The organism is Lysinibacillus sp. NPDC086135, assembly GCF_044746345.1.
Lineage (GTDB): Bacteria > Bacillota > Bacilli > Bacillales_A > Planococcaceae > Lysinibacillus.
In genome coordinates, this window is the sequence record NZ_JBIVCA010000002.1 from 31,426 (window position 1) to 53,259 (window position 21,834).

Here is a 21,834-nt window from a genome sequence, read left to right on the forward strand (position 1 = left end):
TGCAAGTAAATTATTACTTTGTCGAGCTTATACTAGCTTCTCCCATCGATCAATTTCTGTAACAAAGAAAATTCGTAATAAAACTTTCCTTTCCACGCAAATTCACTATAGAATTAAGATAACTTATTCTTGAATCTTTTTAATTCTTCTATGAATGTATGGAATTCCAGAATATCCATTTGCTGTGCAGAATCAGATAATGCGACTGCTGGGTCTGGATGTACTTCTGCCATAACTGCATCTACACCAATTGCTAGTGCCGCTTTTGCAGTTGGAAGAAGTAAATCTTTTCGTCCAGTTGAATGTGTTACATCAACAACAACCGGTAAATGTGTTTCTTTCTTTAAAATCGGCACTGCAGAAATATCAAGTGTATTACGTGTTGCCTTTTCATATGTACGAATACCTCGCTCACATAAAATTATTTCATCATTTCCTTGCGCAATAATATATTCGGCTGCATGGACGAACTCATCAATTGTCGCTGCTATGCCCCGTTTTAATAATACTGGTTTACTCGTTTTTCCTAGGGTTTTTAATAAATCGAAGTTTTGCATATTTCGAGCGCCAACTTGAATTACATCAACGTAATCAAGTGCCATTTCTACATCATTGGGATTTAATATTTCACTAATAATTGCTAAATCAAATTCATCTGCTACTTGGCGTAAAATTTGTAATCCTTCTATTCCCAATCCTTGAAAATCATAAGGCGATGTTCTCGGTTTGAACGCACCACCCCGCATTAATTTTATTCCATGTTCTCTCATAGCCTGAGCTACTTGACGAACCTGGTCTAAGCTTTCAACTGCACAAGGTCCCATAATAAATGTCTGTAAGCCACTTCCTAATAATTCACCTTTAATATCTACAATTGTATTTTCCTGTTTCTTTTTTCGTGAAACCAATAATGCTTTCCGATTATCATCTTCTTGCAATTCTAGACTTGCTTTAAAAATAGTTTTGAAAATATGCTGAATGGTAGCTGTTTCGAACGGACCTTCATTATTCTGGGCAATCAAATCAAGTGCTTCACGCTCGCGTAGGGGATCAAAGCGTTTTGTACTTTGTGATTTTTTGTATCCACCAATTTCTTGAACAACCTTTGCACGTTCATTTAGTAAATGTAATATCTGTAAATTAATATCATCTATTTTTTCTCGTAGCAAGTCTACTTCATGAGTTAATATCATAAAATCCTCCTTGTTAGTTACTTAACTATATATGATAAAATATGATCGTTTTTTGAGCTCTAGGAAATTCATTTTGTAACAATCTGTTTATTTAAAAAAATGCAAGCAATATTGAACGGTATATTTCTACCAAGAAATAATACCACCCAATATTGCTTTAACTTCAAACTCTCATTGGAAAAATAACTAATAATTGAATGTTATATATTATAGTTGGATAGATTTCTCGAACATTCGCTTTCCAAATATGAAGCTTGAGCCACACAGCAGCGTAAAACCAGCATAGATAAATAAAACTAGTGAAGTTAGGTTCAATGATGACTGGATGCCTTGAGCTTCAATTGTATTAGCTATGATAGGAACAAGGAACACTGCTACCAATGACATGAACACATCCTGAAAAATAGCTGTCCGACCCAGGTAATTGCTTCCAACACGTAATTGCAAGGAAGTATCTAAGCATATCACTGCACTTGTAGATGAAAAGCCTATTACAAATAACCAAAAACCAGCAAAGTAAATGTTACCCCCTCCAACTAAGAAGATCGCTCCTGTAGATAACCACAAACTAATATTTACAATATATCGAGATAAACGTTCTAACCTAACTATACGTGAAAGTAGATAGGAAGCTAAAAATGCTCCGACTATGTATCCACCATCCAATATAACGTATCCAAATGATTGACCTTTAAGTGATTCGTTGAGCGGAACAATCAGCAAGTTAATAATTGCTGTAATTAATAGACCACTACTGGATATCAAGACATGGGCATATATGCTTGGGGTAGTGCGAAATGCCACTAATAGCTCCTTCCATTCAAGTAATGTTTGAGTAAAGTTAAACATTTTGGAATGTATTGTTTTTTCAAGAGAAGGTAATTTGCCTAGTGAAAATGTCATAAGACCTCCCAGCAAGAACCAAATTCCAAGAGAGATGAAAGCAAGCTCTTTATTAGCCATTGCAAGTATAAGGGTGCTCATCCCTAGACCAAGTAATTGCCCAGCTTGCATGACCCCCATACGAAGTGCATTGTAGCGGCTAAGCAATTCTTGCTGGATTAACTGTGGTGACAATGAAAAGATACTTGCACGGTATGCAGGCCCCATTATACTCATGTATAGCGAAACAATTATCACACCCACGATGCTTTTTGTAACGATTACAAGAATACCCGCGATAATTATCAGAAGCCCCCTAGAAATATTGACGAAATTAGCTGTACTACGTGGGCTAATCCGATCAAGAATACCTCCTCCGAAGAACTGTCCGACTAAATCAAGAGCAAACCCCAGACTTAATGTAGTGGCAAATGCTACCACTGACCCTGTTACATTATAAATCAAAATCCCGGTCATTAATGAATGACCACCAAGCCCGATATTAGTAAACAATACATTTAATAGTAAAAAGTAAGCTCTTCGGTCTAGCTGTTTTAACAAAAAGGTATTTGACTTCAATCAATCAACTCCCTACGTTACTGTGAACTTTTACTTGTAACTTGAGTTGATCTGCTGCTGCTTTTGCCAACTCTAACGCTTGTATAGGAGTTTCAGCAACTGTTCGAATTGATGCCAGGCGTGAATATGAGTTTTTCAAACCTTCCAAAGTCATACCAAGTTCGAAGCTAGGAATGAATTCTACGACCCCTTCGGCTTGTGATACTTGCTCAGTGTTCTCCACATTTAGTAACTCCCCTTCTAGGTCGGTATGAACAAACCAGATTGCCACTCCTTTTTGCGTTCGTTTGGCTCTTTGTACATCCATCTTCAATCGCTCATATATCGATTCCCCAGCGGCCTGTTCCACCACGTACTGCAACGGGTCTAATCCCAGAGAATCTTGTAATAAATAGGGAATATCATCCCCAGCTGCTCGCACATGTGTTTCGATGACACGAGGACCTTCCCCAGTTAACATGATTTCGGTGTGAGTAATTCCAAAGCGAATGTTTAATGCATCTAATACCTTTACGATATGGTTTTCAATTTCTGTATATGTGTTTGAATCAAGTATAGCCGGAATCATATGGCCAATTTCGACCTTACTGACCTCCTCTTTATACTTCTCAACGATAGACAGAATTACATGTTGGCCTCCCTCAGAAATTGCTTCAACACTATATTCACGACCTTGCAGATAACGTTCTACTATTAAGGGTGAAGGTTCCAAACGGGGTGCAGTCGCCGTATTGGAACGTTCAAATTTTATAGCCACATCTTCTGGTCCATAGACAACTGAAACCCCTGCACTAGCACGACCTTTGCAAGGTTTAATAATCAGTGGGTATCCCCACTTTTGTCCAAATTCCATCACTTCTTCAGCACTCAAAACTAATGCATTTGGAATATCTTCTACTCCGGTTGAGCGCAGTTGTTCACGCATTTGAAGTTTGTTATGCACCCACTCGATTGTAGAGGAGCTGTGATAGTCCAATCCTAGTGACTCACTAATTGCAGCTGCTTTATCTTGATCAATCTCTGCGAAGGAAACTACTGAGTCGAAAGGATCAATTTTGTGTAGTGCACCTGCATGTTCTACCCACGCCTGAGTATCCGCTTTTTCTTCTATAACTAAGACTTTATTGTTCTTTTCAATCTCATAAACAAATTTTAAAACAGAGGGACGACAGATTACAGACGTTTGTACATTTGTGTCAACGGCACGAAGTCGAGGTATGAGATCAGAACCACCACCTACAATTAAGACGTGATGGCGTTTTTGAAATAAAGTTTCGTTCGGTACTTTATCAGATGTGTTCATTATCCACAGCTCTCCTTTGGTTATCAAATTTACTATTTAGTAATTGTGACTTTGGCTTTCACGTGGCGTAGGACTGGCTCTCCGAAAATATCCACCACACGATTTCCAGTAAATTCAAAACGCTCCTTAGCAACCACGTGGTATTGTATCCCGTACCATAATGGTAGAATAGGCATTTGTTCTAATATGATATTCTCAGCTTCTTGATATTTTAATTTACGCTGATCGATATCTAACATAGCACGTGCTTCCATTAACGTATTATCGAAGATTGCGTTGTTAAAGCTTGAAAAATTGTCCATTCCAATAGAATTAGAATGGAAAAGTGGGAACAATACGTTATCGGGACTTGGGCAGTCAATCGCCCACGTCATTCGGAACATTCCGTCAATTCCACTCTGTAACTTGTCTAAAAATTGACCCCAGGGTAACGGACGTAATTCGAGTTCAATATTGAGATTATTTACGAGCTGATGCTTTACCTCACGTACCCAAGTTTCGTGTCCTAAACCTTCATTGTAATAAAATGGAACTTTTAAAGGTAGAGATACTCCTGCCTGCTTAAGTAGTTCACGTGCTCGGTCTACATTAGTCTCTTGAGAAAGAATATCTGAAATGTTGGTGCGGAATTCGGATCCAACCATTGGTGGTAATACACCCGTTGCTAATGGACGAGTACCTGCAAACACGTTATCAATTATATTTTGACGGTCAATCCCCAAAGCAATTGCTTGGCGAACCAAAACATTGTCAAAAGGAGGCAAATCATTCGGAAATCCAATATACTGCATCAATGCACAAGGTGTGCTACGGAAGCAGTCTCCAAAAGACATTGCTTCATCCAACGACTTCGGTGGTACTTTTGTGATATCTAACTTACCTTCTTTCCAATCAGAATAGGCATCATCAAGATCTTCATAAATACGGAACTCAATTTCATCTAAATATCCTCTTCCACCATCAATAAAAGCTTCATTAGCTGCATAGTAATCATCAAAACGTTTCAACCGAACATAGCTATTATGCACCCACGGTTCAGCCAACATATATGGTCCTGTAGAGACTACATTGTCACGAAATTTTTCTGGGTCCTGCTCAACCAATTCTCGAGGTACAGCAGCGGTACAATGATGTCCGAAGAGGGCTGGGACTTCAGCAAATGGTTCAGTCAAACGTACTAATAACTCATATGGTCCGATTGCTTCCAAACCACTCATATGATCAGCTACACCAGAATGTATCTCTTCAAATCCCTTAATTATGCTTAAATGATAAGCAAGCTCGGAGTTTTGTGAAGGTTTTGCTAAACGATTCCAAGAATAGATGTAGTCATCGGCAACAACTTCGCGCCCATGATGAAAACGAACGCCTTTTCGTAAAAACAAACGTATAACGCATCCTTCTTCTTCTAATATCCATGATTGAGCTGCCGCCGGCTTAGCTTGTCCGGTATCCGGTGTAAAGTCTATTAACGGATCGCTTAAAAAACGCAATACCAAGGCACCATCATGCTCTGAACCAAAACATGGGTCAATTGAAGTGGGCTCACCCATAAATACACTTATTACATTATTTTCTTTCATACATTTACACCCTTTCTGTAATCAGAATCGCTACTTTCCTTACCTTTTGTCGAATAACTGAATAAGCTTAAGTCTGACAATTTTGTACCAAGATTGAGAATATCCTCTCTTTTATTTGATACCGCTATAACACGGGCCAAATTACTTCCTGTCCCAATGCGCCAATTTGGTTCCGATCCGACAGGGTACACGATTTCCGCTTCTATCACCCCAGGTAAATCCATAATTTCAGTTACGCTTGGTACTCTTTCTAATTTAATGTCCAAAACAGGCGGTTGTGGCGTGAAAAATCCGCAATAGTCCCTGAATGATGGTTCATTTGATGGCGGAATACCTACTGCAATTCGTGCTAACTCAGCTACTATGTTATAATTAGCAGCATAGGATAACATCTCTGTTATCCCCCCTCCCACACGTCCGTTTACTTCAATTATACGTGGTCCATCTGTTGTCAATTTAATCTCAGTGTGTACAGCTCCTACTTCAATACCAAGTAATTGAATAGCACACTCCGCTTCCTCATAAATACTTTTTAGTCGAAATTCAGGCAGAAAAGATGGCATGACATCGCCCGTTTCACGAAACGGAAATACCAAAGGCAGTTTGTCTGTCACTGTTAAATGAAGAATATTTCCGTGTGACACTAGTGACTCAACACTTACATGATCTCCGTATCGCTCGTCTTCGTGCCAACGTGTACCAATCAATTTTTTCTCCAACAGAAAATTGGGGGAGCCATGCACACGCGCATCATTTTGATATAATGTTGTCGCTAATTCAAATACTTCCTCTAACTCTTTCATTGATTGAATATCGTAAGTTGACAAACTACCAATTCCAATAACTGGTTTCAGAACAGCAGGGAAGCCAACGTATTTCGCAGCAGCTTGCAGGTGATGAGAACCTTCTATCTTATAGATTTTTGGAGTGGCTACCCCTCCTTTAGATAAAGTTTCACGTTGCAACTCCTTATTTTGTAAAGCTTGTTGTGTCTGCTCCGAATTTGACGGTAATCCCAAACGATAAGCAACTTCGTTTACGTCATGTACAACTCTTTCACTAAAAGCAAGTAATCCTTGAGCTCCAAATAAACTTGCAATACGTTCTACCTCCTGCTTAAGCTTACATCGGTCTTCAACTACATATACCTTCACATGCTTTTCTAAAGCAGATAATCGTTGTTGAAACATCTTATCTTTCTCTGGTTTTGCGAGAACCACTCTCACTTCGAAATCTTTGGGAAGCATAGGTATGTACACTGATGGCGACGGCCCACCTGGAGCATCCACTATTAAAAGACGATATCGTTTTTCACTCATGAATAAACACCAACTTCCTAATAAATTAATAGTCTTTCAATGATTGAACAACCATTTTTCGGAAATAGTTTAATTGCTGTTCTTCACTGTACGACATAAGATTGACAATATGTTTTAGTAATGAATCATCATATTCGGTATCCAGTGTTATATACGCTCCTAAATCAAAAAGTTCACAACCCCGCCTTACCTTCCCTTCATAAGAGGAAAGTCCATAATGAATTCGCGTAATTCCCTGTTTTATCGCATAAATTAAAGGTTCGTAAAAACAAATATTAGGGTAGCAAAATACCTTATCTAACTTTTCATAGTCAAATCCGGCTACATGAGAATACAATACGTTATCATATTCGAAAAATAATACAAACCCAACGGTCTCTCCTTTACAAACAGCAGTAAAAACTCTAATCCGATCAGCAAGATTTTCCCGCATCGCAATAAAACTGTTGCGTAATTGGTTAAGGTCTCCACCATGACCATACTTTGAGCGTATGGAGAGCTGTAATTCAATTAACTCGTTTGTAAGTCCTTCGGCACCGCATAAGACCTTAACGTCCAACCCAGCATTTATGAATTTTTTACGCTCTCTGCGGATTGTGTTACGGCGATGATCATTAAAAAACTTTAAATACTCCTCGAACGACTTCCAGCGTACAGGTAAAATCGTATCAGCCCCAACCCTTACTTTTTGATATTTATCTGGTAAATTTCGTGCCATATCTGTAGACAAATCCTCCGGTATATAAAATAATCCGTGAACTCGACTTCCTAATTGATATGCGCAACATTCAAAAAATTTCACCATTGCGCTAATGATTTTTTGACGTTCATTAGCAGAAATGCTTGGGCTAACCATAAGCGCACAATATGAATTAGGTGTAGCTGCTATCAAGGATGGGTATAGGTTTTGACATTGTATTTCGTTTTGAGATTCTTTAAGTTCCTCTTGTTGTGCTAGAGTCAAAAAATCTGGATTGCCAAAGTTTCCACCTTCAATCAAACTACGGGGTATATTATAAAATAATAAGCCATTTGCATTTGTAACAAGTTGACAAGGTAAAATTCCTGCTAAGTTCCCCTTACAGTCCTCTATTACAAGATACAACATTTGGACTTCTGGTATCTGCTCAACGTAAGTCAACCATTCACTAGAACACCAAAAGCTTTGTTCCTGAGTAATCTTTTGCAGAGCATCCGAGGGAATCTCCTTAACACTTTTATAACAACGTCCAATATTGCCATTTAAATCGAATCTCTCTGAAAAAAGTTGTTCAACCTTCTGTGTAATATCTAAATTCATTTGTGTATTCATACCTTTCACCTTTCTAATACATTTGCTTTGGAAGAATTGAGCCCTCTGCTAGAACCTCCACTTTTGCTCCAAGGAAAGTACGACCGCTCGAATCTTGTTGTAAATAGATACAGCCCCTGCTAGAGGATTCTATATGTCCTTGATCCACACGAACGTTACTAGACAGGCCAAATGAACAATACTGATCATATCCAATTAAACCAAGAGCGGCGCCCCCTGTAGCTGCATCCTCATTACCAGCTAGCGAGGTAGTAAACACACGTAAGAGAACATAATCCGATCTGAGCTTGACAAAAAACGAAATCCCAGTTATACCAAGTTCTGTACATATATGCATAACCTTTGACGGTATTAAACGAATACTGTATAGGTCATCTTCTGTTGCTACCGGAATGTAAAGTCGTCGTCGGCCAACACCGCCTATACAAACTTTCCCAGCCAATACCTCTCCTGATATACCAAGTTGTGTCAGTCCGTGTATATCCGAATAAGGAATGACCAGGTCGGGGTTGGAATCAATCCACCAAAAACCATCACCTTCTGTAAATACAGAAACTATACCAACAGCAGTTTCATATTGAAAGCGCGCAAAACCAATACTTTGCCCATATTGTACTGCGGCACTTGCCAACAAAGTCTGGGTACAAAATTTTAGCTCTTCATACGGAGAGAACGTCCGGTGTTGCATCGTTTTATTATTCCAAATAAAAGCCGTGTCGGGTAATTGAAGTCGGGTAGCTATCCCCTGACTAGTCTCTATTCCTATATCGGATTCAAGCTTGACAACTCCTGTAAGGTTGCCCGAAATATCTTCATCATAAAATACACGTGCTAACCAGAATTTTCCCATAACTTTCTCTCCTCTTAATAATTCAAAGTGGACTCCTGGGTAATCATCTTGCCAATCGCTAAAGCAAACCGATTGCAAATCATATCCACATCTGATGATGTTAAAGTAAGTGGCGGTGTAATTTTGATTACGTTATTAAACGTTCCTCCCAGCAAACAAATAACATATTGTTCCTTTAAATGCTCATTAAGCTGCCTTGCTAGTCTTTCAGAGTTAGCTGGCGTATTAGCTTCTATTCGAACTCCTAGCATGAGCCCTCGTCCTGTAACGACAAGATGAACTCCGCTATTCTCTAAAAACTCTCCGTTAAGTGCCTCCAATCTGCTCCTAAATTGCTCTCCCCGTTCTAAAGCATTTTGAGGTAAGCTCTCTTGGATTAGGATCTCTAACACTTTCACACCAGCCGCACACGCAACCGGATGTGCAGAAAATGTACTGGTTTGCTTGTAAGCAGGTACTTGTTGCATAATTGATGATGGGGCAGCAACTAACGAAATTGGTAAACCACCTCCTAGTGCTTTTCCCATAATAATAATATCTGGTGTTATATTGTCATGCTGGAACCCAAATAAACGACCTGTTCTGCCCATGCCAGTATAGATCTCGTCTAAAATTAACAACATATCATTCTCATCCGTCAGCTGTCTTAGAGCTTTAAGAAAGTTTGGTGGCGCGGCAGTCATACCAGAAGATCCTTGCACCGGTTCAACTATAATCCCAGCAACCTGATCGATAGGAAAATCTGGATGTATAATAAAGCGCTTTATCCATTCAAGATATTCCTCTACGGAAGGGACCTTAAATCCGTGCACACGTAACGCATCATCATCCGGGAAGGGGAGACGAATAGTATCAGCAGCATGACTAGAGACACCTGCACGTAATTTCGGATTTGCCGTCACAGTAAGTGATCCTCCCGTTTTCCCATGAAAACCACCTTGAAAACTAAGTATAGCCGGTCGCCTCTTGGCCATCCGTGCTACTTTCAAGGCACCCTCTACGGCTTCAGATCCTGTAACAGTAAAGAGGAATTGTGGCTGTTCAAACGGGACTAAGTTACTAAGTTTCTCCAGAAGGTTAGCACGGGAGCGAGTAGGAAATTGCCAACCTGTGTGGGAAATAGATTGGAGTTGCTGAATTATAGCAGTGAGAACTTCAGGATGATTGTGGCCAACATTGTGTACGCCAGAACCTGCAGTCAAATCCAAATATTCATCTCCGGTTTCGTTCCAGACGCGAAATCCTGAACTACTTTCCCAATCCAGTTTTGTTTCTTTACAAATAATATCCGCCATTGATGGGGATTCTAGCTTCGTCACAACATCTATAATCGTTTGTTTATTCATCGAGCGGCTGCTCCTTCCCAATTTAATTCTCGCACCAGTTCTGTTACACGCTTTATCAAGGCTTCTGATATTTTTGCACCTTTCTCGGCATTAGCAAGAGAAGGATTGCCAAACACGCCTGATGCCTCCGGGCTTGGGTTAATCAAACGTGGGTTATATGCCCTATGATCAAGATGGATATCGTTTGAAGCGAGACCTCCTGAAATTTGTGTACCTTCCTTAATTCGCTCCATTCTCACATGTTGAGGAAACCAATGGAGAAACAGTGATGTCAAACCTTCTCCAGCGTGCATTTCATATTTTGACTCACAAACCGAACGTAGAATATCAAGAACCAATTCCGCCCATTCAAAAACCACGACTTCCATACCGTAGTCTGTAACCAGTTGCTGTGCAGCCGTGAGTAGTAAAGGCTGATTTTCATCATGTCCATTAATAATTAGGAGACGCGGACAGATTTTTGCTGCATTAGCTCCGATTTCCACGATAAGCTTAGTGTATGTTTCAGCTGAAATGTTGAGTGTTCCTGCCCAGTTTTGGAACATAAAATTCACTCCAACTGGAGTAAAAGGGAGCTGTAAAACGCTAAAGCGGCGTACGACCTCCTGCGCAATTCGCTCCGCCACAAGATAGTCAGCTCCAAGAGGAAGATGTGGCCCATGCTGCTCGACACTGCCAGTCGCAAGTACCAAGAAATCAAGTTGACTCGATTTTAAATCTACCCAAGGTATATCTGTCAAGACTCCGTTTCCGGCTAAAGTATAACTCATATCTCTTCTCTCCTTTTTAAATTACAGATTAAACTGGAGTACGTCCCCCGTCTAAAGTAATAACTTTCCCTGTTATATATGTGTTCCGCTCCGAAGCCAAAAATTGTATCATTTCTGATATTTCATCAGCCTTAGCAAGTCGTCCGAGAGGGACTGTACTCGCATAACGCTCCATTTCAGACTTTACATCGCCCCAGTTTGGGTTTTCGATTTTCCCCGGAGCCACCGAGTTGATCAATATGCCATCAGAAGCAAACTCGATTGCTAGTGATTTTGTCAATCCGATAATCGCAGACTTCGCTGTACAGTAATGTACCCCTGCAGTTTGCGAACCTACTAGGCCAGCCGTTGATGAAATCGTAACGATCCGCCCACTTTTAACGTCTTTCATCTGAGGTAAGAAAGATGCGATGCTGTAAAAGACAGCGTTTAAATTAATATCCATTACTAAACGCCACTCATCACCCTGTACTTCTAATGTGCTCGGTCGTTTACCGTTCCGTTTAGGAGAAAAGCCGTTAGCAGTCACCAAAGTTGCTGCAGGTCCAATTACTCGGTATAAACTATCGGCTTCCTGTTTCATTTGCTCTTCGTTAAGAGCATCTACCACCCTTGGGTGACACTCAATGCCGAGGGCTTGTAATGATGCAGTTGCAGACTTTAACGCTTGTTCGTCACGATCAAACAAGCTAACAGCATATCCATCTTCACCGAAACGTTTAGCTACACTTTGTCCGATAAAGCCAGCCCCCCCTATAATTACTGCGAGTTTTTTCATTCTTATACCCCCACTTCCTCTAGAGAATGAGGACCCCATAACTTCAATTCGCTATCTGCTACGGCATGCCCTATGCGATTAAATTCATCTAAAAAACCCGGAAACGAAACACGTACCACATCCCAGTTATGTATAATCGTTTCCTGAGCGCAACAACTCGCTATAATCATGGCTACCATAGCTATCCGATGGTCATTTGGTACTGTTACAGTTCCAGGACTACTAAACGGTCCCGGAGGAATTATCAGTCCTCCGTCAATAGACCGAGCACTAATTCCAAATTGTCGCAATAACTCAATGGTAGTAAACGCACGGTCAGTATCTTTATCAGCTAGTTCGTGAGCATCTAAAATTACTGTTTCACCTTTAGCGGTTGCTGCTACAGCTGCGATGATTGGTATTTCATCAATCATACTCTGGACAAATGCATCACCAGCAATCGTCACACCTTTAAGTTTACGGCCTGAGCGGATAACCACTTTCCCTATCGGCTCACCACATACCGTACCTTGCTCTAGAACATCTATATCAGCCCCCATACGTCGAATTACATCTAAGAATCCTGTACGTGTTGGATTTAAGTTCACATCTTTAACCGTTAATGATAGGCCTGGATTTCTTTGCATGGCGACCAATCCAACTAGAAACGCAGCAGAAGATACATCTCCAGGAACTGACAAATCAAGCGCCAGTATTTTGTTCGGAGGAGTAAGTTCAAGATAATCCCCAGTATCAACTAAATTAAATCCAAAATAGTTAAACAGCCGTTCAGTATGATCCCGAGCTTTTGTCTTCCTATAAATACGAGTTGGATTATCAGCCAGCAGTGCTGCAAAAAGTAGCGCCGAGACTGCTTGAGCACTTGAGACTCGAATTCGGTGATGCCTGCCCTTTAATAAAGCTCCAGTTACATCTACAGGAAGATAACCAGTTTCTCCTTCCCATTCAATCTTGGCTCCCATATCTCTTAAAGATTCAACAATCCAGCTCATTGGACGACGACGCAAAACTTGGTTACCATCAACTCGGAAACACCCACGCTGACCACATAAGAGCGCAAGCATGATGCGAGATGAAGTAGCGGAATTCCCCAAGTTAACAGATTTGTTTCCTGTATGATATCCATACTTCCCTACACCAGATATGAGGACATCCTCTCCAACAGTTTTAATCTGTACTCCAATCTGCTTAAGACATTTCAAATTGTTTATCGTATCCTCAGACCATAGTAGTCCTGAGATGCGACTGGTTCCCTCCGCTAGACTTGTCAAAAAGGTAGCTCTTTGACTGATAGACTTGTCTCCAGGAGGCCTCCAAATTATATTTTCATGAGGCATAAGCCTCGGATATATTGTCACTTTATTCAAGAAAAAACCCCCATTTTAAAATAGCCGATTCATTGAGTCAGGAGATGCGGTTTGACATAGTAGCAATTATCTCATCATCCTCCCTTTCCGCGTCATCATCTGGAAACAACACCGCAGAATCCGGAACACGTCCAGGATATTCCTTTGCAAAGCTAGAGCTACGGAATCTTTTACGTTGCAACCCTAAGCTCTCTTCTGGTTCAAATTTTTCAGGTACTGCTACTAAGGTACCTGAATTTACGCCGAGTTCGAGTAACCTCTGACCAATGTCTGTTCGGGTTACTACCATTGAGAAACGACTTGGGATATCACCGTGTTGACTTGAAGCATAAATGTTAGGATCCCCATCTGAAATAGAAATGTCTGCAATACCAGACCACCAATCACGACAAGATAGACACCTGAATGTTTTGAATTTTTTGAACTCCTTTACCAATTCAAAAAATGGAAGTCCTTTGGATTTATCGTCCTTTGTATAAACTGTAAAGGCTCCTGGATACTGGCCATCGCGATATCTCACATTTGCTACCTCTTCGAGCGGGATATTAAGTTTATTCTCTATAAGATGCTCTGTTCCCGACAACTTAGTACTAGATGCACACCCAATTTCAATTGTAAACACAATTTTCTTGGCTAGATCTGCAGTTTTTGGATGTCGTTGAATCTTTCGGATAGCCTGGATCTCACATGCCAAACCAACTATGCCAATTCGTTCGTACTTTGTTTCTTTTAACAAGTGCAAGTTTGGAGCCACACAATATGTTGATTGCGCGCAATTAATAATTGTCTGTTCATCATCAGTCAAGATTGCCTGAGGAATCCAAGGACGTTCTTTATCACGATCAATAACTAGAACTGCATCAACTAATCCTGATCGTAGTGCAGACACTAATAAACCAGTTGCAGCACCACCAGCAGAAGCTCGATCACGTATGCTTGAATCTACAGCGGAAACTAAATTAGATTTTTGCATAATACCAGTCCAACGCTCCTCAGGAATCCGTGTGCGGCCGAAGAGAAACATCTCGGATGCCGGTACGTCCGTCTCCTTCCCTGGACATATCTCACTGCATAGGTTACATGAAACGCAAACATTCGATATCATTTCAGAATCCAAAGTCGTTTCAGGTAAAAAAGCGTCGTTTAAACTGATGATGTTAGCCGGACATACTGCCACACAAGCACCACAACTAGTACATAAATCTTGATCCAAAATTTCTTCTTGAAGTTGCAAGTACGACATCTATATTAAACCCCTTTCACTAATTTTTTCAGTCGTTATGTTGACATCTAACGCCCGTTCTACATATTCGATTGTCCGTTTCATTTGATTGATATGATTCTCATCATGACCTGCCAGAACACCTAATAGAACACGCAGTTGTTCATTTCCTCGATAATCTAAATATCCGACACGATTCCACTCTTCTTCATGTAAGGTATCTAGTAAAGATAACAGGTTCATACGTTCTCTTTTAAAACGTGCGAAACAAGCCCACACATCATCAAGCCTAAACCATCGCTCCCAGTCATCTGAGTCGTATCCAACCAAATTGGGGCAATCCTCTGTTAAAATACAACGTACGCGTACTGAATTACAGACCTCGTTATCAGCTAAATGGCCTATAATTTGGTGTACAGACCACTTGTTTGGAGCAGGACACATATTAAGCCCTTCTTGAGGGCATCTTTTCAACAATTCTTCTAATTTTTCAATAGTAGAAAACAGTGATTGTTTAAGGTCAAAACCAGGCTTGGTAGCAATTTCGTATGCTCTTATTTGCCCTGATGTAGCTTCTTTAAATGCAACAACCTGTTCTGCCCAAATACGATCCTCTTCTGTCAATAATTTACCAGAAAAAATTTTTTCTAATATACTATTAAATCTGAATTTTCCCAAAACAAACCACCTCTTTTTTCTTTTTGAAAGTAAGAAACCTTACACACTAGTAAAATTAACAATACTTGAAATATACGAAAAGATATCACTAAAGAGAAAAATCAAAATATTAAAATTTCATACCCACTTTACAATATATTTCCAGAAAATTCAATACTGGAATTAGAAAAAATTACTAGTAATAGTATTAAATGTGACATAATGGTTAAAATTCCCATCATATTCAGTTCAAAAGTCCACATATCAAATGTGAGCTTTTCAGTGTATAAATAACAAACTAAATGTATTGGAACCTTCTACAATGCTTTACTCTAGATTGTCATCTGTTATAGCTTTTAATACTTGAATAGTGCCTTGTGCTAATGCTGACCACGCCGGTACATATATCAACACCCATTTTTTTGTAAACTGATAACTCTCTTACAAGCTTAGTATCGAGTTTACATAACATTATTATTTATTCATTTATTTTGTTAGAACTATTCATTTAGTTACTTTTTACTTCTCTTTCCTCATAACAAGAATGCGAATCTTTAAATTGTAAAATCATGTATAAAAGCTTTATTAAATAGAAAGAGGTATTTTATGTTCTCTATAACATCCAAATCCCACCTATTTGGACAGATGATCGACTTAACTGGTTAGAAAAAACGACAGATAAAACCTGCATCACAATTCATGGATTACAGTTCAATCTGGCATTGCTAAAGGTCGTTTTTTAGGTGAAAATATAAATACAATGTACGGCTTCGTTGGAAACCTTACTTCCTCTAAAAGTATTGCGAGAAAAACTTTACCATGCAAAACTACACGGCATTTTCGACAAAGCTTCAGCGATTATTTTAGGTAACATGAACAATATGATGGTTTGGGAACTGGAAGAAAGCCTTATAATGTATTGAACAGCTAGATGGATGTACTATGCCTATCATCACTGATGTTGATTGCTACACACTTAACCCTACATGCCATGCCCATCGGCTTAAGTGTACGTTTCAAACAACTAGCAATGAGGAAAACTGATTTTCATAATGTTCGTATAACCTATATACTTCACGTATAATGAAGGCAAATAGCCAAAGGACTCTAGTATGAGCCTGAATGTACTCATATGAACTACAAGTTAACGAACCACTACTGAAGCAACTGCCTATCATGATGTTATTCAGCTAGCACACTCAGAGGATAATGACGATATCGCAATATTTTTTAAAAATATCAGCCTTATTCGTATAAATGACACAATGCTGACAACTGATAAGGAACCTTTCGTCATTACCTCAGCCCTAAAAATTTAAATAAGAATTACTTTACAGGTGTCCTGCATGGGCGCTTTTCATTTTGGGTAAGGAGGGTTTTTATGAATGATATACATAGATCAACAACAGATGAAGAATTGACAGAAGAAGAATTAATAGAACTTGTCCTCGCTGAACAGCAAAAGGCGTTGGCACAAGAACAAGAAGAACTACTACAAGGTAAAAAGCCTAAAAAACGAAAACCAATTGTCAAATGGATTGTCTGGAGTATGGCATTTGTATTAATTTTGAATACCTTTGCTCTTATCTTTCAAATTTACTCCCCTCCAGCTCTTGAATTTTTGAAGGTGTCTGCACGGCTATCAGCGCAAGAAGATATAAAAACCTATAAAAAAGCTGTAGTAGAGATTTCTACAGGTTCTAGTAAAGGCACTGGTTTTTCAATTTCTTCAGATGGACTTATCGTAACCAATGCACATGTTGTAGAAGATGCTCAATCATTATTCGTCATTTTTCCTGAAGAAGGGTTAATGGCTGCCAAGGTACTACAAAGTTTCCCTGACGTAGATTTAGCATTATTGCAGGTAGCTGGTGATGACTTACCTTCCCTCTCGCTTGCAGAAAATCCTAACTATAGCAAACATGAGCATGTCTATTTCATTGGTAATCCATTAGCCTTTACGGGCATTGCAAATGAAGGAACTTTACTGGAGTCAACTTTCGTTGATGATTGGCAGGAGCCTATTATGATGATGAAAGCCCCTGTTTATCGAGGAAATAGTGGCAGTCCTGTTATAAATGCTGCTGGTGAGGTGATTGGAATCGTCTTTGCAACGGCGAAAAAAGATCCATATGGTCGTGTTGGCTTGTTTATTCCTGTTGAAGTGCTACAACGCATACTAAGTAATTAATCCGAAAAGTTGCTTGTTCTCATACTAAAGAGACAAGCAATTTATTTTGTTTACATAATATAATTATTAAATCGTACAGAAATTGAGAAACTTAATTTTTGATCTGTATGAATCGTAGTATCTAGACTCTTTCAAATACCAAGTCACTAGTAATCATATTTTGTAACTCTCAAATGTTCGAAGCATATAAAAAAAAGGCATCCTATATCAATAGGATGCCTTTTTTTAACGGAAGTAATTTTAATTACTGAGAATTAAAGTTTAGTTACGTTAGCAGCTTGTGGTCCGCGGTTGCCATCTACAACTTCGAATTCCACTTTTTGACCTTCGTCAAGAGTTTTGAAACCTTCGCCTTGGATAGCTGAGAAGTGTACGAATACGTCGTTTTCACCTTCAACTTCGATGAATCCAAAACCTTTTTCTGAGTTAAACCATTTTACTGTACCTTGTTTCATTTAAGAAAACCTCCAAAAAATAAAAGTGAACAATATGTAATTTCTTCAACGATTGTAAAAAATTCACATATTACAAAGAGTACCGAACTAACGCGATCACTTTTTGTAATATGTGAATTCATGTTTCCGGTGAAGCAATTAAATTGTTAACCTAAGTATAACCGCCATTCATAATTTTGTCAAATAAAGAAAAATGTTTTTTTATTAATTTCTAAATTTTATTTCTATTTTCCAGATTTTAAAGCGATAATGCCGTGATATATTTGTACATCATCATCACAGGCTTCGCAAAAAACACTTTCATCTTCTGACCAGAATGCCCAATATCCCTCTTCTTTCGTAGCCTCATTGTCATATGTTAAACGGAAGTGCTGCAGTTTCGTTTGCAATGCTGACTCAAATTGCTCCTCCGATTCAAATGTATCATTTGATTGAATAAAAGCCTCCCAGCCTTCAAACTTCCACCAAGGCTCATAATCAGCTTTCATGTAAATGATTGTATACATATTTGCCACATTCCCTGCTGTAATAAGATATTTTCATTTTAGCAAACACATTTGAAATGTCTATTAAAACACTCTGTCATATGCTATTATTACCTTATTATTCATAATTTTTGGAGGTATTTTTTTTATGTTTTCAAGTATTCGACCTAAGGCCGAACTCGATGAATTATTAAAGCGTGGTACAAATTTAAATGCTACAGGTCGTTTTAATAAAACACTAGCATTTAACCATTTCAATGCTCAAGATGAAGAGAATTTAAAAACTCTCTACAATAAATTAAAAGATATCACGCCTTCAATGAATGCTATTTTTAATAACTATTTAAGAGAAATCTCTCTTTCCTCTCAGCTAACGATTAGTGAAGAAAATATTAATCGATACTTAAATCAATTTTTCTTAGCTACTCGTGATGATGACTATGTAGATGAAACCGTTAAATTTTTTAATTTATTTAGAAAGAATCAATATGAGCCAGGTAAGTTAATCGTCGTCTTCAATCAATTTGCATTTTATATTACTACATACATTTTACATAATTTCGGTTTAAAACCTAATAGAGCATTTGAATATATGAAATCTTTCCAATCAGCTGTTAATGTTGACCAAGAATTACTCATCGAAGTATTAACAGAACGTACTATTGAAAATGTAGTTGCTGAAATTTCTTCTTTAATGGATGTCAACGCAAAAATCATGTACATGAAAGATTTAGTATTTAGCCTAGATAAACAAAACGAAGAAATCCAGTCCTCTACCGCGGCAACTGAAGAAATTGCCGCTTCTATTAACGAGGTTGCTCGAATGTCTTCTCGTATTTCTGAAAAAACAACTGAATCTGTTGATCATGCTGTACAAGGAAAAAATGCAATTGAGCATGCCCTTTCTGAAATCTTTAAAACAGAAGAGACATTTACAACAATTGTTGAATCCTTTTCAGAATTACAAAAGCGGGTAAATGATATTGAGCATGTTGTAACGTTAATAAACCAAATTGCCGATCAAACGAATTTACTTGCTTTGAATGCTTCTATTGAGGCTGCACGAGCAGGCGAACATGGTAAAGGCTTCGCCGTAGTTGCGCAGGAAGTTCGAAAGCTTGCTGAGGGAACGGTATCAGCGCTAAGTGAAGTAACTGCAAATGTACATCATTTAAAAAGCTATTCAAACGATGTGTCAAACTCAATTACAGAAACGACTGAGATTATTAAAGATGCAACAGTAGAGGCTAAAGAATCGTTACCCTTATTAAATGCGATTGTTAGTGCCATTGAAGGTATTAATCTGGATGTCACGAATACAGCTGCGATATCACAGGAACAGGCTGCAGCTATTGATGAAGTATCAGCAAGAATGATTGAAATTTCTAACCTTCAAGATGACATTCGCGAATATAGTCATAATACATCTAGTGATATTCATTCATTAGGGAAAGAAATTAATCGTTTCCGCAATGATATTATTGAGAATAATAATGTTCAGCTATCGTCTATAGCACTTTTACAATTATCAAAGGCCGATCATATTTTATGGAAATGGCGAATTTATAATATGTTCCTTGGTCTTGAAAATGTCGAGCCAAGTGATGTTTCTTCGCATACAGATTGCCGTCTCGGTAAATGGTATACATCCGCTCGCACTGTCGAACGTTTCGGACACTTACAGGAATTCCGAGAATTAGACGCATATCATTTACGTGTTCATGAATCGGCGAAGTTAGCAGCGGAAGCTTATAAGATTGGGAATATTCAACAAGCTGAAGTTCATTTAAAAGAAGTAGATCAAGCTTCTAAGCATGTTCTCTATTTTATCAATAATTTAATCGTATATTTAGAAAAAGAACGTGTTATGCACTAAGCACCAAGGGGATTCACCCCTTTTAACTAGTAGGAGGTGTTAGCTTGAACAAGCGAGCGCTTATTAAATTTTTCGGTGATGTTTACGGGACTGGCTATCGTTTTTTCATTAAACAGAAAGCGATTGAACTAGGATTAAAAGGATACTGTAAACTAAATAATCAAGATCAAATTGAGGTTGAAGTAGAAGGATCAAAAAAAGCGATAGATGAATTCTTAGTATTCGTTCAAAAGGGTGTTAGCCCTCAAGCAGATTCCAATTCATTTACTTTAGAGCTTTTTGATGATTTAAAAGGTTATACACGCATGGAGTCAGACATTGTTTAGTCTGGCTCTTTTGTTTTTAAAGTGTAGGAATACCAAGGTTTATCAAGCTTTTCGGCTCTTTACATTATTGAATGAATACGGTTTTGAATACGGTTTATAAAAAAAGACGTTGCCGGGGGCAAGTTTATAGGATTGGGGTATACTCCCCAGTCCTTTTATTTTACCTAACACAAAAAACACCTGCCGTAGCAAGTGCTCATTTTTATTACTTTTCCTTATTCGCATCTTGTTGAGATTCCATTTCTTTACGTTTTTGTTCTTCTTCTAAAAGTTCTTTATAGATACGTGGTGCTGATGTTTTCATAAAGAAAGCATGCATACGTTGTTGAGTTTCAATAGATGGTATGGTTTTCAATATATCCCTCCTTTCTCTCTATTCTTTGTCTCCATCTACCTATGAAGTGTGGATGTTATCTCCCACATATTGAATGACCTCATCCCACAACTTTTTTATGGATTTTGTGCCATCTCCCCAAGCCTGTAAAAGTTCCAATGCCTTTTCTGGATTCGACTTAGATAGTTCAGAGAGTTTCACAGGTAAATAAGCATTCTGACGTACTCGTTCGGGATCAATCGGAAAAAAATTCGTTGTCATAAAATCACTCCCTTATAATATATATTTCTAAAATTCCACAAATATACTACTTGTCCACATTGTAATTTGAATAATTAATGTTTTATACCCTTCAAACACTTTGAGCTTCTGATTCACCAATTACAGTATTATACAATTCTTGTGCGTGAATGTTAAGGATATCGACTTCTTCTGACATATCTTTGTATAACGGAAAGAATGCCATATCAATTAAACGTAATGTATCTTGAATTTCTAAAATAGCTGCATGTGCCATTCCAATATCTTTATGCCAACCTTTGTGAGTGATTTCATCAATTTTATCCATTAAATGAGAGGTCGCCTGTTGTACAACTCTTAATTGAATTATTTGTGCAGATAAACTATAAATATTGTTGTTACTTTCTAACACTACTTTTTCTAATACATTTTGTGTTTGTTGCATGTGAATTCCCCTTTTCCTATTTTATTTTCCAACTCAATCAAAGTGAGTTGCTCTTTTTTAATACTGATTTGGTTAGAACGTATAACGTGTCTAATGCCTTTTTGTTGTTAATCTTTAACACCATTTCAACTATGCGCAGATGATCCTTCGCATTATCACATTTATTGCCTTCTATCAAAGCCTGTAATTTATTGTTATCCATATAATCACCTCATATTTTTATTAGTGGAAATATGCTCACTGTACTACTATCTATTAGAGACAGCATTTAACAACAGTTGTTTATTGTGGTCAGACATGACACGCCATTCTTTAGCTGTC

The 21,834-nt window shown here is 38.4% G+C and carries 21 protein-coding genes and 1 pseudogene; 3 read left to right on the top strand and 19 right to left on the bottom strand.

Annotated features, from left to right (window positions below; all coding sequences use genetic code 11):
* Positions 1 to 113: 113 nt before the first annotated feature.
* From ACIPKN_RS02995 to ACIPKN_RS03060, 14 genes and pseudogenes are all read right to left on the bottom strand, one after another.
* A complete protein-coding gene (locus ACIPKN_RS02995; protein WP_400934034.1) occupies positions 114 to 1,190 on the bottom strand; it encodes a bifunctional 3-deoxy-7-phosphoheptulonate synthase/chorismate mutase in 1,077 nt (358 codons plus the stop codon).
* Positions 1,191 to 1,400: 210 nt separating this feature from the next.
* Complete coding sequence (locus ACIPKN_RS03000; protein ID WP_400933269.1) at positions 1,401 to 2,654, bottom strand: MFS transporter; 1,254 nt, start codon at positions 2,652 to 2,654, stop codon at positions 1,401 to 1,403.
* Between the two features lie 4 nt (positions 2,655 to 2,658).
* A complete protein-coding gene (locus ACIPKN_RS03005) occupies positions 2,659 to 3,957 on the bottom strand; it encodes an ATP-grasp domain-containing protein (protein ID WP_400933271.1) in 1,299 nt (432 codons plus the stop codon).
* A gap of 32 nt (positions 3,958 to 3,989) precedes the next feature.
* Positions 3,990 to 5,510 (bottom strand): ABC transporter substrate-binding protein, encoded by a 1,521-nt coding sequence (locus ACIPKN_RS03010; RefSeq protein ID WP_400933273.1) that lies wholly within the window; start codon positions 5,508 to 5,510, stop codon positions 3,990 to 3,992.
* Positions 5,511 to 5,536: 26 nt separating this feature from the next.
* Positions 5,537 to 6,859 carry an ATP-grasp domain-containing protein gene (locus ACIPKN_RS03015; protein ID WP_400933275.1) on the bottom strand — a complete coding sequence of 441 codons (1,323 nt, stop codon included), beginning with the start codon at positions 6,857 to 6,859 and terminating at the stop codon, positions 5,537 to 5,539.
* A 25-nt stretch (positions 6,860 to 6,884) separates the two neighbouring features.
* Positions 6,885 to 8,159: a GNAT family N-acetyltransferase gene (locus tag ACIPKN_RS03020; RefSeq protein WP_400933277.1), complete on the bottom strand. Its 1,275-nt coding sequence runs from the start codon at positions 8,157 to 8,159 to the stop codon at positions 6,885 to 6,887.
* 25 nt (positions 8,160 to 8,184) lie between these two features.
* A complete protein-coding gene (locus ACIPKN_RS03025; protein ID WP_400933279.1) occupies positions 8,185 to 9,021 on the bottom strand; it encodes a PhzF family phenazine biosynthesis protein in 837 nt (278 codons plus the stop codon).
* 14 nt (positions 9,022 to 9,035) lie between these two features.
* On the bottom strand, positions 9,036 to 10,367 hold the full coding sequence (locus ACIPKN_RS03030) for an aspartate aminotransferase family protein (RefSeq protein WP_400933281.1): 1,332 nt from the start codon (positions 10,365 to 10,367) through the stop codon (positions 9,036 to 9,038).
* A complete protein-coding gene (locus ACIPKN_RS03035; protein ID WP_400933283.1) occupies positions 10,364 to 11,137 on the bottom strand; it encodes a creatininase family protein in 774 nt (257 codons plus the stop codon). The genes ACIPKN_RS03030 and ACIPKN_RS03035 overlap by 4 nt, the downstream gene beginning before the upstream one ends.
* A gap of 28 nt (positions 11,138 to 11,165) precedes the next feature.
* Positions 11,166 to 11,915: an SDR family NAD(P)-dependent oxidoreductase gene (locus tag ACIPKN_RS03040; protein WP_185903422.1), complete on the bottom strand. Its 750-nt coding sequence runs from the start codon at positions 11,913 to 11,915 to the stop codon at positions 11,166 to 11,168.
* A gap of 2 nt (positions 11,916 to 11,917) precedes the next feature.
* On the bottom strand, positions 11,918 to 13,252 hold the full coding sequence (aroA, locus tag ACIPKN_RS03045; RefSeq protein WP_400934035.1) for a 3-phosphoshikimate 1-carboxyvinyltransferase: 1,335 nt from the start codon (positions 13,250 to 13,252) through the stop codon (positions 11,918 to 11,920).
* Positions 13,253 to 13,319: 67 nt separating this feature from the next.
* A complete protein-coding gene (locus tag ACIPKN_RS03050) occupies positions 13,320 to 14,306 on the bottom strand; it encodes a Coenzyme F420 hydrogenase/dehydrogenase, beta subunit C-terminal domain (RefSeq protein ID WP_400934038.1) in 987 nt (328 codons plus the stop codon).
* Positions 14,307 to 14,345: 39 nt separating this feature from the next.
* Positions 14,346 to 14,525: pseudogene (locus tag ACIPKN_RS03055) on the bottom strand (4Fe-4S binding protein); the annotation flags it as partial.
* Complete coding sequence (locus tag ACIPKN_RS03060) at positions 14,526 to 15,182, bottom strand: DinB family protein (RefSeq protein ID WP_400933285.1); 657 nt, start codon at positions 15,180 to 15,182, stop codon at positions 14,526 to 14,528. It lies immediately after the preceding pseudogene.
* Between the two features lie 1,360 nt (positions 15,183 to 16,542).
* On the opposite strand from ACIPKN_RS03060, the gene ACIPKN_RS03065 reads away from it, so the two are divergent.
* Positions 16,543 to 17,352 (top strand): S1C family serine protease, encoded by an 810-nt coding sequence (locus ACIPKN_RS03065; protein ID WP_400933287.1) that lies wholly within the window; start codon positions 16,543 to 16,545, stop codon positions 17,350 to 17,352.
* A 254-nt stretch (positions 17,353 to 17,606) separates the two neighbouring features.
* Here the strand turns inward: ACIPKN_RS03065 and ACIPKN_RS03070 are convergent, their stop codons facing one another.
* Together ACIPKN_RS03070 and ACIPKN_RS03075 are read right to left on the bottom strand one after the other, a co-directional pair.
* A complete protein-coding gene (locus ACIPKN_RS03070; RefSeq protein WP_004230088.1) occupies positions 17,607 to 17,807 on the bottom strand; it encodes a cold-shock protein in 201 nt (66 codons plus the stop codon).
* Positions 17,808 to 18,031: 224 nt separating this feature from the next.
* Complete coding sequence (locus ACIPKN_RS03075; protein WP_400933292.1) at positions 18,032 to 18,313, bottom strand: DUF1033 family protein; 282 nt, start codon at positions 18,311 to 18,313, stop codon at positions 18,032 to 18,034.
* Positions 18,314 to 18,440: 127 nt separating this feature from the next.
* Between ACIPKN_RS03075 and ACIPKN_RS03080 the strand changes: the two genes are divergently transcribed.
* Both ACIPKN_RS03080 and ACIPKN_RS03085 read left to right on the top strand, forming a co-directional pair.
* The gene (locus ACIPKN_RS03080) at positions 18,441 to 20,168 is read left to right on the top strand and encodes a globin-coupled sensor protein (protein WP_400933294.1); all 1,728 of its coding nucleotides are present in this window, start codon (positions 18,441 to 18,443) and stop codon (positions 20,166 to 20,168) included.
* A gap of 44 nt (positions 20,169 to 20,212) precedes the next feature.
* On the top strand, positions 20,213 to 20,494 hold the full coding sequence (locus ACIPKN_RS03085) for an acylphosphatase (protein WP_132364826.1): 282 nt from the start codon (positions 20,213 to 20,215) through the stop codon (positions 20,492 to 20,494).
* 205 nt (positions 20,495 to 20,699) lie between these two features.
* On the opposite strand, the gene ACIPKN_RS03090 is transcribed toward ACIPKN_RS03085, so the two are convergent.
* The 3 genes from ACIPKN_RS03090 to ACIPKN_RS03100 form a co-directional block, all read right to left on the bottom strand.
* Positions 20,700 to 20,849 carry a hypothetical protein gene (locus tag ACIPKN_RS03090; RefSeq protein ID WP_274067831.1) on the bottom strand — a complete coding sequence of 50 codons (150 nt, stop codon included), beginning with the start codon at positions 20,847 to 20,849 and terminating at the stop codon, positions 20,700 to 20,702.
* A 39-nt stretch (positions 20,850 to 20,888) separates the two neighbouring features.
* Positions 20,889 to 21,089 (bottom strand): hypothetical protein, encoded by a 201-nt coding sequence (locus tag ACIPKN_RS03095; RefSeq protein ID WP_400933297.1) that lies wholly within the window; start codon positions 21,087 to 21,089, stop codon positions 20,889 to 20,891.
* 91 nt (positions 21,090 to 21,180) lie between these two features.
* Entirely contained in the window at positions 21,181 to 21,513 is a 333-nt protein-coding gene (locus ACIPKN_RS03100; RefSeq protein ID WP_400933299.1) for a hypothetical protein, read from the bottom strand.
* Between the last annotated feature and the right edge of the window lie 321 nt (positions 21,514 to 21,834).

Excerpts from the sequence above, each read along its gene's own strand:
- ACIPKN_RS03030 (WP_400933281.1), bottom strand. The coding sequence starts at position 10,367 with ATGAATAAACAAACGATTATAGATGTTGTGACGAAGCTAGAATCCCCA.
- aroA (WP_400934035.1), bottom strand. The coding sequence starts at position 13,252 with ATGCCTCATGAAAATATAATTTGGAGGCCTCCTGGAGACAAGTCTATC.
- ACIPKN_RS03025 (WP_400933279.1), bottom strand. The coding sequence starts at position 9,021 with ATGGGAAAATTCTGGTTAGCACGTGTATTTTATGATGAAGATATTTCG.
- ACIPKN_RS03080 (WP_400933294.1), top strand. The coding sequence starts at position 18,441 with ATGTTTTCAAGTATTCGACCTAAGGCCGAACTCGATGAATTATTAAAG.
- ACIPKN_RS03065 (WP_400933287.1), top strand. The coding sequence starts at position 16,543 with ATGAATGATATACATAGATCAACAACAGATGAAGAATTGACAGAAGAA.
- ACIPKN_RS03035 (WP_400933283.1), bottom strand. The coding sequence starts at position 11,137 with ATGAGTTATACTTTAGCCGGAAACGGAGTCTTGACAGATATACCTTGG.
- ACIPKN_RS03095 (WP_400933297.1), bottom strand. The coding sequence starts at position 21,089 with ATGACAACGAATTTTTTTCCGATTGATCCCGAACGAGTACGTCAGAAT.
- ACIPKN_RS03015 (WP_400933275.1), bottom strand. The coding sequence starts at position 6,859 with ATGAGTGAAAAACGATATCGTCTTTTAATAGTGGATGCTCCAGGTGGG.
- ACIPKN_RS03040 (WP_185903422.1), bottom strand. The coding sequence starts at position 11,915 with ATGAAAAAACTCGCAGTAATTATAGGGGGGGCTGGCTTTATCGGACAA.
- ACIPKN_RS03100 (WP_400933299.1), bottom strand. The coding sequence starts at position 21,513 with ATGCAACAAACACAAAATGTATTAGAAAAAGTAGTGTTAGAAAGTAAC.
- ACIPKN_RS03050 (WP_400934038.1), bottom strand. The coding sequence starts at position 14,306 with ATGTTTCTCTTCGGCCGCACACGGATTCCTGAGGAGCGTTGGACTGGT.
- ACIPKN_RS03070 (WP_004230088.1), bottom strand. The coding sequence starts at position 17,807 with ATGAAACAAGGTACAGTAAAATGGTTTAACTCAGAAAAAGGTTTTGGA.
- ACIPKN_RS03005 (WP_400933271.1), bottom strand. The coding sequence starts at position 3,957 with ATGAACACATCTGATAAAGTACCGAACGAAACTTTATTTCAAAAACGC.
- ACIPKN_RS03010 (WP_400933273.1), bottom strand. The coding sequence starts at position 5,510 with ATGGGTGAGCCCACTTCAATTGACCCATGTTTTGGTTCAGAGCATGAT.
- ACIPKN_RS03020 (WP_400933277.1), bottom strand. The coding sequence starts at position 8,159 with ATGAATTTAGATATTACACAGAAGGTTGAACAACTTTTTTCAGAGAGA.
- ACIPKN_RS03075 (WP_400933292.1), bottom strand. The coding sequence starts at position 18,313 with ATGTATACAATCATTTACATGAAAGCTGATTATGAGCCTTGGTGGAAG.